12 protein-coding genes are annotated in these 13,026 nt (G+C 71.1%); 3 read left to right on the top strand and 9 right to left on the bottom strand.

Annotation, left to right across the window (positions count from 1 at the left end; genetic code table 11):
• Nucleotides 1-132: 132 nt before the first annotated feature.
• The gene (locus ACZ5K7_RS28585; RefSeq protein WP_468917614.1) at nucleotides 133-1,221 is read left to right on the top strand and encodes an LLM class flavin-dependent oxidoreductase; all 1,089 of its coding nucleotides are present in this window, start codon (nucleotides 133-135) and stop codon (nucleotides 1,219-1,221) included.
• Nucleotides 1,222-1,226: 5 nt separating this feature from the next.
• Here the strand turns inward: ACZ5K7_RS28585 and ACZ5K7_RS28590 are convergent, their stop codons facing one another.
• Nucleotides 1,227-2,507, bottom strand: coding sequence for a metal-dependent hydrolase family protein (locus ACZ5K7_RS28590; protein ID WP_351706025.1), 1,281 nt, complete (start codon nucleotides 2,505-2,507; stop codon nucleotides 1,227-1,229).
• Between the two features lie 82 nt (nucleotides 2,508-2,589).
• Between ACZ5K7_RS28590 and ACZ5K7_RS28595 the strand changes: the two genes are divergently transcribed.
• Together ACZ5K7_RS28595 and ACZ5K7_RS28600 are read left to right on the top strand one after the other, a co-directional pair.
• Nucleotides 2,590-3,765: an Lrp/AsnC family transcriptional regulator gene (locus tag ACZ5K7_RS28595; protein WP_468917618.1), complete on the top strand. Its 1,176-nt coding sequence runs from the start codon at nucleotides 2,590-2,592 to the stop codon at nucleotides 3,763-3,765.
• 58 nt (nucleotides 3,766-3,823) lie between these two features.
• The gene (locus ACZ5K7_RS28600) at nucleotides 3,824-4,630 is read left to right on the top strand and encodes an alpha/beta fold hydrolase (protein ID WP_468917621.1); all 807 of its coding nucleotides are present in this window, start codon (nucleotides 3,824-3,826) and stop codon (nucleotides 4,628-4,630) included.
• Here ACZ5K7_RS28600 and ACZ5K7_RS28605 read toward each other — a convergent pair.
• From ACZ5K7_RS28605 to ACZ5K7_RS28640, 8 genes are read right to left on the bottom strand one after another with little or no spacing between them, the layout of a single operon-like run.
• Entirely contained in the window at nucleotides 4,584-5,372 is a 789-nt protein-coding gene (locus ACZ5K7_RS28605; RefSeq protein WP_468917624.1) for an IclR family transcriptional regulator, read from the bottom strand. The two genes, ACZ5K7_RS28600 and ACZ5K7_RS28605, sit on opposite strands and share 47 nt — an antisense overlap.
• Nucleotides 5,369-6,163 carry an alpha/beta fold hydrolase gene (locus ACZ5K7_RS28610; protein ID WP_468917627.1) on the bottom strand — a complete coding sequence of 265 codons (795 nt, stop codon included), beginning with the start codon at nucleotides 6,161-6,163 and terminating at the stop codon, nucleotides 5,369-5,371. Before ACZ5K7_RS28610 ends, ACZ5K7_RS28605 begins: the two co-directional genes overlap by 4 nt.
• Nucleotides 6,163-7,152 (bottom strand): ABC transporter ATP-binding protein, encoded by a 990-nt coding sequence (locus tag ACZ5K7_RS28615; RefSeq protein ID WP_351706010.1) that lies wholly within the window; start codon nucleotides 7,150-7,152, stop codon nucleotides 6,163-6,165. Before ACZ5K7_RS28615 ends, ACZ5K7_RS28610 begins: the two co-directional genes overlap by 1 nt.
• Nucleotides 7,145-8,182, bottom strand: coding sequence for an ABC transporter ATP-binding protein (locus ACZ5K7_RS28620; RefSeq protein WP_468917629.1), 1,038 nt, complete (start codon nucleotides 8,180-8,182; stop codon nucleotides 7,145-7,147). Before ACZ5K7_RS28620 ends, ACZ5K7_RS28615 begins: the two co-directional genes overlap by 8 nt.
• Nucleotides 8,179-9,756: an ABC transporter substrate-binding protein gene (locus tag ACZ5K7_RS28625; protein WP_468917632.1), complete on the bottom strand. Its 1,578-nt coding sequence runs from the start codon at nucleotides 9,754-9,756 to the stop codon at nucleotides 8,179-8,181. The genes ACZ5K7_RS28620 and ACZ5K7_RS28625 overlap by 4 nt, the downstream gene beginning before the upstream one ends.
• Nucleotides 9,757-9,812: 56 nt before the next feature.
• Nucleotides 9,813-10,691 (bottom strand): ABC transporter permease, encoded by an 879-nt coding sequence (locus tag ACZ5K7_RS28630; RefSeq protein ID WP_351706002.1) that lies wholly within the window; start codon nucleotides 10,689-10,691, stop codon nucleotides 9,813-9,815.
• Nucleotides 10,681-11,643: an ABC transporter permease gene (locus ACZ5K7_RS28635; protein ID WP_468917634.1), complete on the bottom strand. Its 963-nt coding sequence runs from the start codon at nucleotides 11,641-11,643 to the stop codon at nucleotides 10,681-10,683. Before ACZ5K7_RS28635 ends, ACZ5K7_RS28630 begins: the two co-directional genes overlap by 11 nt.
• A gap of 12 nt (nucleotides 11,644-11,655) precedes the next feature.
• Entirely contained in the window at nucleotides 11,656-12,990 is a 1,335-nt protein-coding gene (locus ACZ5K7_RS28640; protein ID WP_468917636.1) for a metal-dependent hydrolase family protein, read from the bottom strand.
• Nucleotides 12,991-13,026 lie beyond the last annotated feature (36 nt).

The following is a 13,026-nucleotide window of genomic DNA, read 5'->3' on the forward strand; positions in this document are numbered from 1 at the left end:
CTGAGGGCATGACGGGCGGAACTCCGGATCATCCTCGCGTGAACGGGGCCCCGTTCACGTACCGATGGAAGCGGATCGCTCAACGGACCGCGGACGTTCGGCGGCAGCCGGGTCCTTCCTAGGGTGCTGTCCATGAGCGTTCTTCCAGACGTACCGGTGAGCACGGACAAGGGCCCGCTGCGGATCGGGGTGCGCGTCCCTCCGTGCGACCGGGCGGACCGGGTGGCCCGAACCGTACGGCGGGCCGAGGAACTCGCGTTCGACCAGGTGTGGTTCCCCGACTCGCAGCTGCTGTGGCGGGACGTGTTCACGACGCTGACCGCCGCCGCCCTGGGCACCGAGCGGATCGGCCTCGGCACCGCCGTCACCAACGTGGCGACCCGGCACCCGTCCGTCGTCGCCTCGGCCGCCCGCAGCGTGGCCGAACTCGCGCCCGGCAGGTTCACCCTCGGCCTCGGCGTGGGCAACAGCTCCGTGGCGCCCGTCGGCCTGCGGCAGACCAACGCGGCACAACTGCGCGAGGGACTGGGCATGCTGCGCGCGCTGCTGGACGGGCACGAGTGGGACTTCGACGGCAGGGCCCGCTCCCGGCTGCGCGATCCCCAGCCCTCGGTGCCGATCCGTCTGGCCGCGAGCGGGCCGCGGAACCTGCGCCTGGCCGGTGAGATCGCCGACGGTGTCATCCTGCTCAGCGGTGTCTCACCGCGGACCCTGACCGCCGCCACCGCCCGGGTGCGGGAAGGCGCCGAGGCGGTCGGCCGGAACGCCGAGGCACTGCCGGTGACCGTTTCCGCGTTCTGCGCGGTGACCGACGACATCGCGGCCGAGGCCCGGCAGATCAAGCCGATCTGCGCCTCGATCGCGCAGAACGGCGGCGCGCCCTTCCTCGCCCTCGCGGGGATCGACGTGGACGTCCCGGCGACGGTGGAAGGCGTCTACCCGGACCTCGTGCACGCCGAGGACTGGGACGCGGCCGTCAGGATCTGTTCGGCCTGGATCAGCGACGACGCGGCCGTCCGGTTCGCCCAGGAGTTCTGCCTGTTCGGAACGGCCGCACAGATCACGCAACGGCTCCGCACACTGCGCGCGTCGGGAGTGACCGATGTCTTCCTGCAGCACGTCGGCTCCTACGACGCGCCCACCGAACTGATCGAGACCGTCGGTGCCGCGGTCCTGCCGGCCCTCCGTTGCGCCGCCCGGAGCGGGAAGGCCGGCACATGAGGACGTCAGCGGCGTCCGGTGGGCGGCAGAAGATCCTTGCGTACGACGCCGTCCTGGACGACGCACACGATGTTCCCGGGATCGCCGAGCACCCCGATGTCCGTGAGCGGGTCGCCCTCGCACAGGACCAGATCGGCGGTCCTGCCGGCGGCCAGCGTGCCCAGCCGGTCAGAGAGGCCCAGGAGTTCGGCGGAGGTGCGGGTGCCGGCGACGATGGCGGCCATGGGGTCCATGCCCAGCTCCACGAGATAGCTGAGCTCCAGCAGGTTCTGGCCGTGCGGGCAGACGGCCGCGTCGGTGCCGAGCGCGATGCGGGCGCCCCGCTCGATGGCGCGGGCGATGTTCTCCTTGGTGATGCCCGACCAGCGGACCTTCTTCTGGTAGTGGTGCGCGGGCATCATGTCCTTGTCGATCCCCGCGAACACCGTGGACAGGGTCGGCACCAGGAAGGTCCCCCGCTCGCCCGCCAGGTCCAGCGCCTGCTCGTCCAGGCCGTAGCCGTGCTCGATGCTGGTGACGCCGCCGTGGATGGCGTTGAGGATGCCCGCGGTGCCCTGGGCGTGGGCGGCGACCGGCTTGCCGCCGTGCCGCCGGCACTCGTCCACCACGGCCCGGATCTCCTCTTCGAGCAGCCCCTCGTCCTCGGGCTGGTCGTAGGGGCTGGCCATGCCGCCGGTGGCGCAGATCTTGATCACGTCGGCGCCCGCGCGCAGCATCGTGCGTACCGCGAGCCGGGACTCGTCCACGGTGTCGGCCAGTTCGGCCATCTCACCGCCGCTGAGGTCGGTGCCGTCCGGCAGCCGGAAGTCGGCATGTCCGCCGGTGTGGCTGATGATCCGGACGGCGGTGTGCAGCCGGGGACCGACGATCCGGCCGGTCTCGACGGCGGTACGGAAACCGGTGGACAGTCCGCCCAGGTCACGGGCGGTGGTGATGCCGGCGTCCAGGGTCTGCCGGAGCCGGGTCGCGGTGTCGTAGGTGACCAGCACCGGGTCGAGTTCGCCACGCCGCCCGGGCGGCGAGCCCTGCGCGTACGCGAGATGGGTGTGGCAGTCGAAGAACCCGGGGAGAACCGTCCGGCCGCCCGCGTCGATGATCCGGACCGCGGCGGTGTCGCCGGGCAGCGGCGGGGCACCTGCGGCCGGGCCGGCGTAGGCGAGGGTGCCGTCCGCGTCCGAGACGATGACGGCGTCGTCCAGCGGGAGGGCACCGGTACCGTCGATGAGGCGGGCGTTCTCGACTCGCAGCGCGGTCCTCAAGCTCTCTTGCGTCATGGCATCCGTCATGGTGGGGCCGAATCACTCCTCGGTATCAGGAACCCCGGTATCGGGCACCTCGGTGTCAGGAACAGGCGAAAGGGAGTCTGCAATGGACGAGAGAACGCCGCGCTGCGGTGCAGCTTCCGGTCGTGATTCCAGTCGGGCACGCAGGAATACGCCGTCCCAGGAGGCGCAGGATTTCGCTGCGTCGGACCTCGATGAACTCGACCGCGGTGTCGTGCACGCGCTGCAGATACACCCTCGGGCCCCGTGGACCCTGGTGGGGGACGTGCTCGGCGTCAATCCAGTGACGGTCGCCCGGCGTTGGCAGCGGCTGGAGGAGGCCGGCCTGGCCTGGGTGACCGCCTATCCGCGGCTGTCCGACTTCCGGATCGTGGTGACGGGCATCGTCGAGGTCGACACCGAGCCGGGCGTCGCGGAGGACGTGGCGCGCGCGCTCGCCGCCGAGCACGCCGTGGCCAACGTCAAGATCACGGCCGGCGGACGCGATGTCGTGACCGCCGTACAGACCAGGGATCTCGACGAACTGGCGCACCTCACCACCCGGCTCTTCCAGCAGACACCAGGCGTACGGGCGACGCGTACGCACGTCTCCACCGGTGTCCCGACCGAGGGGAGCCGCTGGCGGCTGCGCAGCCTGGACGCGGCACAGTGCGCCCGTATCGAGGCCAGCCACGCGTCGGACGTTCCGCCCGATGCGGGCACGGGGACCAGCGCGCCCTGGGACGCCCTGGACGCGCAGATCCTGGAACTGCTCAGCTCCGACGGCCGGATGTCGATCCGCGCCCTGGCGACCGCCACCGGCGTCGGTCTCACCACGGTGCGCCGCAGGCTCCAGTCGCTGCTGGTCTCGCGGGTGAGCCTGCGCTGCGACCTGGCCAGGCCGCTGTCGGGCTGGCCGCTGTCCGCGGTGTACTTCGCGTCCGTCCCCGCCCAGTACCTGGAGGAGACCAGCCGCGTGCTGTCCGGTGTACGGGAGGTCCGGTCGTGCGCGATCACCGCGGGCCCGCACAACCTGGTGATCGACGTGTGGCTGCGCGCGCTGGCCGACGTGCACACCTTCGAGGCACACCTGTCGCGGCGGCTGCCCCGCCTCGTGATCGACGACCGCTCGGTGGTGCTGCGCACGGTCAAGCACATGGGACGGCTGCTGGACCGGGACGGCCGGTGCGTCGGCGTCGTGCCGTTGCGGGAACCCCGGGAGACCCACGCCCCGGCCGACCGCCTCGCCGGGGTGCCGGACGACAGACGTCTGTGGCGATGAGGACGGCACCGGCGAACCCGCCGGCTTCCCGCTGCCCGACACCTGCTGAGGAGCACTGATGCGATCCACCTACATCCCCACGGCCGGCGGTCACCTGCGCTGGATCGACATCCCGGGCGAGGGCCCCGCACAGGTGTACATCCACGGGCTGGGGTGCGCCGGCTCCGCCGACTTCGCCGGGACCGTCACGCATCCCGGCCTCCACGGCCGGCGGGCGGTGGTCGTCGACCTCCTCGGGCACGGGTTCAGCGACCGTCCGCAGACGTTCCCGGGCACGCTGGAGGCCCATGCCGAGACGGTCGCCGCCGTCCTGGACCACTGCGGGATCAGGGACGCCGTCCTCATCGGGCACTCGATGGGCGGGAGCATCGCGATCGTCCTCGCCGCGGCGCGCCCGGAGCTGGCCTCGCGGGTCGTCGTGGCCGAGCCCAACCTGCGGGCCGGCGGCGGGCTGTACAGCGCGGCCATCGCGGCCCATCGGGAGGAGGACTTCGTCAGCCATGGATTCCGTACCGTACTGGCGGGGCTGGAGCCCGACTACGCGGCACGGGTGCGCGTGGCGGACCCGGCGATCCTGCACCGCAGCGCGGTGAGCCTGGTGGCCGGTACCACTCCAGGGACGGCGGAGATCTTCTTCGGTCTTCCGCAGCCCCGGGTCATGCTGCTCGGCATCCGCAGCCGCCCGTACGAGGACGAACACGCGGTCCGGGCGGCCGGCATCCCGGTCGTCGAGGTCCCCGACGCGGGCCACCACATGATGCGCGACAATCCCGCGGGCTTCGTGGCGGCCCTGGTCGCAGGCGGTGCGGTGGCCGCCCTCACAGCGGAACGAGGAGGGACTCGTACCGGGCGAGTCGCGCCGTGATGATGCTCGACGCCCGGGTCAGGGCCGGGAGCAGCCGGGAGATCCTGCTGTCCGCCGTGGGGGCGATGACCGACAGCGCGCCCAGGTAGGCGTCGCCGGCGCCGCGTACGGGCACCGCGACCGCGAGGTAGCCGAGGCGTTTCTCCTCAACCTCGACGGCGTGGCCCTGCTCCCGGATACGCCTGAGTTCGCCGGGCAGTTGGGCGGGTCCGAGCGTGTGCGGGGTGCAGCGGACCGTCAGGGGGAGGATCCGCGCGAGCGGGTACTGCTCGGGGAGCAGGGCGAGGGTGAGCTTGCCCGCGGCGGTGCTGTGCAACTGCAGACGCCGGCCGCCGGCGGTGGAGCGGGCCCGGTTGCGGTGGGTGCCGAGGCTCTCGACGCACAGCAGCCCGGAGTCGTGCGGTATCGCCAGGATGACGGCGTTGTCGAGGCTCTGGGCGAGGTTCTCGATGACGGGCCTGGCCGCCTCACGCAGGGTGCGCTGGTGGGGTGAGCGCAGGCCCATCGTGTAAAGCCGCACGCCCAGGCGGTAGTTGCAGCCGTCTCGTTCCAGGAAGTCGGTGGCGACGAGTTCCCGGCAGAGCCGGTGGACGGTGGCCTTGGCGATGCCGGTACGGGATGTCAGCTCGGCCAGGCCGAGCGAGAAGTCGTCGTCCCCGAAGGCGGACAGGATGAGACTCACCTTGCCGAGCACCGAGTTGGGCCGCTCGTCGGCCGCCCGGACATCGCTGACGGTGGTCATTCCGCCGCCACCCATTCGATGACGTGCCGGGAGAACTCCTCGGGGAGCTGCTCCGGCACCGGGACATGCCCCCCGGGGATGACCCGTGTCTCGCAGCCGATCGCCTCCGCGAACCTCTCCAGCCCCGGCATCGAGTAGTGGTCGCCGGAGGCGCAGACGGCGAGGGTACGGGCGGTGACGAGGGGCAGGCGCCGGTCCATCATCGAGCCCCGTACCGCCACGTGTCCCTCCTCCACCCGGTCCAGCACGGTCAACGCGTCGATCATGAACCGGTTGAGGGCGGCCTCCTCGCCGTCCTGGTAGAAGGCGCGTCGGTGGTTCCACAGCTCCAGCAGGTGCGAGCCGTCGGGCTTCGGGACGACGTGGTCGACCGGTTTGCGCTGGTCCGCCGTACGTCGTTTCTCCTCGTCGATGAAGGGGGTGGCGGACAGGAACAGACTCGCGACCCGCTTCTGGTGACGCGCGGCGAGCTCCACCGCGATCACCCCGCCGGTGTGGTGGCCGACGAGATGGAAGCGCTCCAGGCCGAGTTCCTCGATCAACGCGTCGGCCGCGTCGGCCCACCGCTCGATCGTGTGGGGCCCGTCGGGTTTCGCGGAGGATCCGAAGCCCAGGGTGTCCATGGCGATGGCCCGGTGCACGGCCCCGACCCGTGGCAGTACCTCCAGGTACTCGGTCCAGGAACGAGGCGTCTGATGGAGCATCAGCACCGGTTCGCCCGTGCCGCATTCGACATAGTGCAGCTGACCGAAACGGCTCGATACGTAGCCGCGGCGCAGCGTGTCCGTCATCAGTGACTCCCTGGTTTGTGGCACGCAGTCAGATGGCCCGGCGCCTGTTCGGTGAGTGCGGGGCGTTCGCTGCGACAGCGGTCGTCGGCCAGCCAGCAGCGGGAGGAGAAGGGACAGCCGGCAGGCACGTCCGCGGGCGAGGGCAGTTCGCCCTTGAGGACGATCCGTTCGCCCGGCTCGGCGTCGGCGCCCGGCTCCAGGACGGAGGAGAGCAGCGCCATGGAGTAAGGGTGCTGCGGAGCCTCGAACAGCTCCCGCGACGGGGCGATCTCGACGATCGACCCGAGGTACATCACGGCGACCCGTTCGCTGAGATGGCGGACCACACCGAGGTTGTGCGAGATGAACAGGTAGGCGATGCGGTCGCGCTGTTGGATCTCCTGGAGGAGGTTGAGGATCTGCGCCTGGATGGAGACGTCGAGTGCCGACGTCGGCTCGTCCAGGACGATGACGGACGGCCGCGGGGCCAACGCGCGGGCCAGTGCCAGCCGTTGGCGCTGGCCGCCGGAGAACTCGTGCGGGTAGCGGCCGGCTGCCGCCGCGTCGAGGCCGACCTCCTCCAGCACCTGCGCCAGGCGGGTACGCCGGTCGGCGCGCGGTACGCCCCGGGCGCGCAGCGGTTCCTCGATGCTGGAGCCGACCGGCAGCCGCGGGTTGAGCGAGCCGTTGGGATCCTGGAACACCATCTGCACCGCACGCCGGAAGGCCCTCAGGTCGGCACTCCTCGGCTGGTGCGTCATGTCCCTGCCCTCGAAGCGCACCGCGCCGCGAGTGGGCCGGTACAACCGGGTCGCGATCCGGCCCAGCGTGCTCTTGCCGCAGCCCGACTCGCCGACCAGGCCGACCGTCTCGCCGGGGTTCAGGGTGAGCGAGATGTCGTCGACCGCCCGGACACCGGAACGGCCCGGGCGGCCGCCGAACTCGTGCCCGATACCGGAGAGTTCGAGCAGCGGCTCGCCCACGGTCCGGTCCGGCTGCGCTTCACTCATCGTTTCCTCCGGCCGCCGTCGGGGCGTCCTCCACGTCGCGCCAGCAGCGCGACACCCACCCGTCACCGACGGGCCGCAGCGGCTGCGGGGCGGTGCAGGCGTCGGCGGCACTCGGGCAGCGCGCCGCGAAGCGGCAGCCGGGCACCCGGCGGGCGTCGTCGGTGAGCTGGCCGCGGATCGCGGTCAGCGGGGTACGGTCGCCGTCCCTCGTCCGCGGTACCGCCGCGAGCAGCGCACGCGTGTAGGGGTGCCGGGGCGCGTTCAGCACCTGGTCGACGGTGCCGGACTCGACCGCCTGACCGGCGTACATCACCTGCACGCGACTGCACATGGCGGTGATGACACCGAGGTCGTGCGAGATGAGCAGCATCCCCATGCCGTGCTCCTCCTGGAGCGAGCGCAGCAGGCGCAGGATCTCGGCCTGCACGGTGACGTCCAGCGCGGTCGTCGGTTCGTCGGCCAGCAGCAGCCGCGGGTTGCCGGCCATCGCGATGGCGATGACGACGCGCTGCCGCATGCCGCCGGACAGTTCGTGCGGGAACTGCCGGGCCCGGCGCTCGGGCGAGGGGATCTCCACGAGGCGCAGCAGTTCCACCGCCCGTTCCCGGGCCTCCCGCCGGCCTGCCTTGCCGTGGATCCGCAGCACCTCGGCGACCTGCGCGCCGACCCGCATGCACGGGTTGAGGGAGGTCATGGGCTCCTGGAAGACCATGGCCACCCGGTCGCCGCGCAGGCTCTCCAACTCGGCGGGGCCGCTGCCCAGCAGATCCGTGCCGCAGGCCGTCAGCCGGTCGGCCCGGACGGAGGCACCGGAGCCCAGCAGCCCCATGGCTGCGAGCGCCACGCTGGACTTGCCGCAGCCGCTCTCGCCGATCAGGCCGACCACTTCGCCCTGTTCGACGCGGAGGTCCACACCGGAGACCACGTCCGAGCCGCCGAATCCGATGTGCAGTCCCGAGACATCGAGGACCGGGCCCGTGTCGTCGGCCTCGGTACCGGCCCGAGGGGGAGTCAGGGTGTCGGCTTTCACGGCACCAGCCACGCGTTCTTCAGGTTGAGGCGGGTCGCCGTGGCATCCGGCTGGTAGCCGTGCAGCCGGTCGCTCCACGCCTCGCCCCGCACCGCCTTGGCGTAGGGCACCAGCAGGTAGGCCTCGTCGGCGATGTACTGGGCGAGCCGGTGGTACAGCGTCACCCGCTTGGCGTTGTTCTCCTCGGCCTTCGCGGCGGCCATCAGGTCCCACAGGTGCTGGTCCTTGACCTTGGTCCCCGGGCTGCCCTTGGCGAACCACAGGTCGAGGTACTGGCTCGGGTCGGCGTTGAGCACACTGGTCATCATCACCATGTCGCCGTAGTCGCCGGCCAGCACGTGCGGCACGATGCTCGCGAACGGCACGAGCTTCAGGTTGAGGGTGATGCCGACCTTCGACAGCTGTGCCTTCATCAGCTCCATGGCGGAGATGTCGGGGCCGTAGGCCGGGTCGCTGGGGGCGAGCAGTTCGATGCTGACCTTGCTCTGCCCCGCCGCCCTGAGCAGGTCCTTGGCCTTGGACTGGTTCTGCTGGTACATCGGGTCGGAGGCCGTGGGGGTGGTGCCGTACGGGTCCTGGGGCGGGATGACGTAGCCGAAGGTGGCGGAGCCGCTGCCCAGGGTCTTGATCAGGGTGTTGCGGTCGATGGCGAGGTTGAACGCCTGCCGCACCCGCTTGTCGGCGAGCGGCCCGCTCAGGGTGTTCATGTTGAGCCAGACACTGGAGACGAGGGGCCCGTTGGCCTCGGTGACGCCGTTCGTGCTCTTGACGTCCTCGACCATGCGCAGGTCGCGGAAGGACAGCAGCTGGACCGAGTTCGAGCGCAGCGAGGCGACCCGGGAGGTCTCGTCGGGGATGAGCCGGTAGGTGACCGAGTCGAGGTACGGCTTCGGCTTCTCCCAGTAGCCGCGGTATCCGGAGAGCTGGATGGAGACGCCCTTCGTCCACTTCTTCAGGGCGAAGGGGCCGGTGCCGTTCTCCGACTGCTTGAGCTGGTTGCCGGTGCGCGACGTCGTCCACTTCCGGCTCATGACGGCGCCGCTCCACGGGCGGGCCAGGAAGTTGTACAGGGACGGCTGGGGGGCGCTGAGCTTCACCTCCACCGTGCTGCTGTCCACCGCGGTCACCGTCTTGATCTTGTACTGCTGGGTGTACGGCGACTTGATCGCGGGATCCATCAGCCGCTTCAGGCTGAAGATCACGTCATCGGTGGTCAGCTTGCTGCCGTCGTGGAAGGTCACCCCGTCGCGGAGCGTGAAACGGTAGGTCGTGGGGTTCACCTGCTGGTAGCTCTTGGCGAGGCCGGGCTGCACCTTGCCCTTGCTGTCCAGGCTCAACAGGCCCTCGTAGAACTGCGCGACGATCTGCTGGTCGAAGTAGGCCTGGGCCACATGCGGGTCGAAGCCGACGGTGGGCTCCCCGTCGAGGCCCACGAGGAGGGATCCGCCGCTGACCGGCTTGCCCGAGACCTTGCCGGCCGTGGCCGTGCCGCCGCAGCCCGCCAGCAGCAGGCCGGCCAGCGTGCTCCCGCCGAGCGCCAGCGCGGTTCTGCGCGTGTGTACATGGTTCGTCATGGTGACCGCCTGTTTCTCAAGAACGTGAGGGTGAAGTGACGTGGACCGACGTCCGATCAGGTGGTACGGCGCTTGCCGCGCGGGTTCAGCTGTTCCTGCAGGCCGTCGGAGATCAGGCCGAAGGCGGCGGTGGCGACGGCCAGCGTGATGCCGGGGACGATCACCAGCAGCGGGTCGTCCTTCATGTAGCGCTGCCCTTCGAAGATCATCCGGCCCCAGCTCGGTGTCGGCGGCTGGATGCCGAGGCCCAGGTAGCTCAGGGACGCCTCGACCAGGACGCAGGTCGCCGCCGTGTTCGCGTACTGGACGAGCGCGGAGGACAGCACGTTCGGCAGCACATGGCGGCCGATGATCACCGGGGTGCGGACCCCGGCGACGCGGGCCGCCGAGACGAAGTCGCGCTCGCGCACGGTGAGCGCCGGAGCACGCACGATCCGGGCGAAGTACGGCACGAAGATCAGGCCCATGCCGGTGATCAGGACCCACATGCCCGGGGTGAAGACCGACACCAGCACCAGCGCGAGCAGCACCGAGGGGATGGACATCGCGGTGTCCATCGCCGCCATCAGCACCGCGTCAAGACGCCGGGCGTTGTAGCCGGCGACGAGCCCGATCGGCACGCCGATCAGCGCGGCGAGCGTGGTCGCCCCGAAGGCCACCAGGAGGGACTGCCGGGCCGCGACGAAGGTCCTGGTGAACAGGTCACGGCCGAGGTTGTCGGTGCCCAGCCAGTGGCTCGCCGACGGACCGGTGAGCAGCGAGTCGCCGACGTCCTCCGCCGAATAGCGGCCGAATCCGGCGATGAGCAGGGCCAGCACCACGATCGCGCCGAGGATGCAGACACCCGTGGTCAGCGTCGGGTTCCAGCCGAGGCGGAGCCGTCGTCGCGGCGCCGCGGTCACGGTGACGGCGGGCGCGGTGGATTCAACCGTCACGGCGGCCTCCAGTCGTCCGGATGCGAGGGTCGATGAGGGGGTAGACCAGGTCGGTCACCAGGTTGATCAGCACGTAGGAGGCGCCCAGGGCGAGGATCGCGCCCTGGATGACCGTGAAGTCGTGCTGGGTGATGGAGTTGACGATCAGTGAGCCGAGCCCGGGCAGGGCGAAGACCTGCTCGACGATGACGGTGCCGCCGACCAGCACCCCGAGCTGGAGGCCGCCGGCGGTGACCACCGGCACCAGCGCGTTGCGCAGCGCGTGCCGCAGCATCAGCCGTCGCCGTCCCGCGCCCTTCGCCGCCGCCGTCCGCATGAAGTCCTGGCCCTCGACGTCGAGGACGGCGGTGCGCATGTAGCGGCAGAGCGTCGCGCCGAACGGGATGCCCAGGGCCACCGCGGGGAGCAGCAGCACCTGGAGGTTGAGGAGCGGGTCCTGGGAGAACGGCACGAACGAGAACAGCGGCCAGGCCGGTGCCAGCGTGCTGACGAGGAGGACCATGACCGTGCCGACCACGAACGGCGGGACGGCCAGCCCCATGAAGGCAGCGCTGTTGACCACCCGGTCCTTGACGCGCCCCTGGTGCATGGCCGACCAGATCCCCGCCGGAATGCCCCACAGGACCGCGATCACCGCGGCGTAGACGGCGAGTTCCAGGCTCACCGGGAGGCGCGCGGCGACCTGTGCGGCGACGCTCTGCCCGTCCAGCAGGGACGAGCCCAGATCGCCCCGGACGGCGTGCCCGATCCAGCTGAGGTACTGCGACCACACGGGCTGGTCGAGTCCCAGTTGCCGGGTGATCTCGGCACGCAGCTGGGGAGTCGAGTTCTCGCCGGCGATCAGGGCCGCCGGGTCACCGGGGACGAGATGCGCCAGGGCGAACACGATGGCGCTGAGGCAGAGGACCACCGCGAGCGAGCGGACCACACGGATCGACAGATAACGCAGCACTGGGTCTCTCCCCTATATCGCGGCGGCCGCCGCCGACGCCCGGGGCGCCGGACGGGCCGGGTCGGAGGGACGGCGGCGCGCGGCCAGGGCGTCGGGGACGGACTCCTCCGTGCCCGGGTCCACCGCCCGGCCCTCGCGGAACACCGCGCGCAGCCGCCGCCGGTCGGCGAGCACGCTCAGATCGGCGAGCGGATCACCGTCCACCAGCAGCAGGTCCGCCCACATGCCCGGGGCGACCGTCCCCGTCCTGGCACCGAGACCGAGGGCGTCCGCGGCCGCCGAGGTCGCCGCGACCAGGACCTCCGCCGGTGTCATCCCGATCTGCTCGTGCAGCAGCTCCAGTTCGCGGGCGTGGTTCCCGAAGCGCATCGTGTTGGAGGAGTCGCTGCCCGAGATGATCCGTACGCCGGCCCGATAAGCCCTGCGCACGGACGCCAGCCGGCGCTCGCGGAGCCGCTCCGCCTTGTCCAACTGCTCGGCGGCCAGGCCGCGCCCGGGCCCGTGTTCCGTCATGAACTCGCTGATCGAAAGGGTCGGGCACAGGAAGGTGCCCTGTTCGAGCATCAGCTCGATGAGGTCGTCGTCCAGGTCGGAGCCGTGCTCCAGCGTGTCGACCCCGGCGCTCAGCGCCGCCGTGATCCCGCCCCGGGTGTGCGCGTGGGCCGCCACCCGCAGGTCCAGGGCGTGCGCCTCGTCGACGATCGCGTCGATCTCGGCGTCCGTGTAGTTGCGCCACTCGGTCTTGTCACCGAGGGACAGCGTGCCGCCGCTCGTGCAGATCTTGATCAGGTCCACGCCCATCCGGGCGTACTGCCTGACCCGCTTGCGGCACTCGTCGACCCCGTCCGCCGGCGCCCACATCCGCTTCTCGTCGAGCGTCGCCGGACAGAACATGTCGCCGTGCCCCGCGGTCATGCCCACGAGACCCGAGGCGACGACCCGCGCCCCGTCGAGGACGTACTCGTCGATCACGTGCTTGACCGCCACCTCGGGCAGCGAGCCGGCGGTGTCACGGACCGTGGTGAAACCGGACCGCAGCGCCTCACGGGCATTGGCCGCGGCATGGAGGGTCTGTTCCTCCACCGAGGTCAGCATGTTCCACAGGTGCACGTCGTGCGGCCGGGTGCCCGCGTTGGACCGCAGGTGCACATGACAGTCGATGAGGCCGGGCACCAGGGTCGTCCCCCGCAGGTCGTACACCGCGTCCCGAGGGGTCGTCGCCACCGCGTCCGCGGGACCCACCTCGGCGATCACGGCACCGTCGATCACCACGGTCGCATTCGCCCGCGCGGCACTCCCCGTGCCGTCGATCAACGTCACTCCCGACAGGACCGTTCGCTCCGTCATGAGGCTGTGTTCACTCCTCTCCGTGGGAACTGGTAA

The sequence above is a fragment of the Streptomyces sp. NPDC031497 genome, from assembly GCF_055580905.1.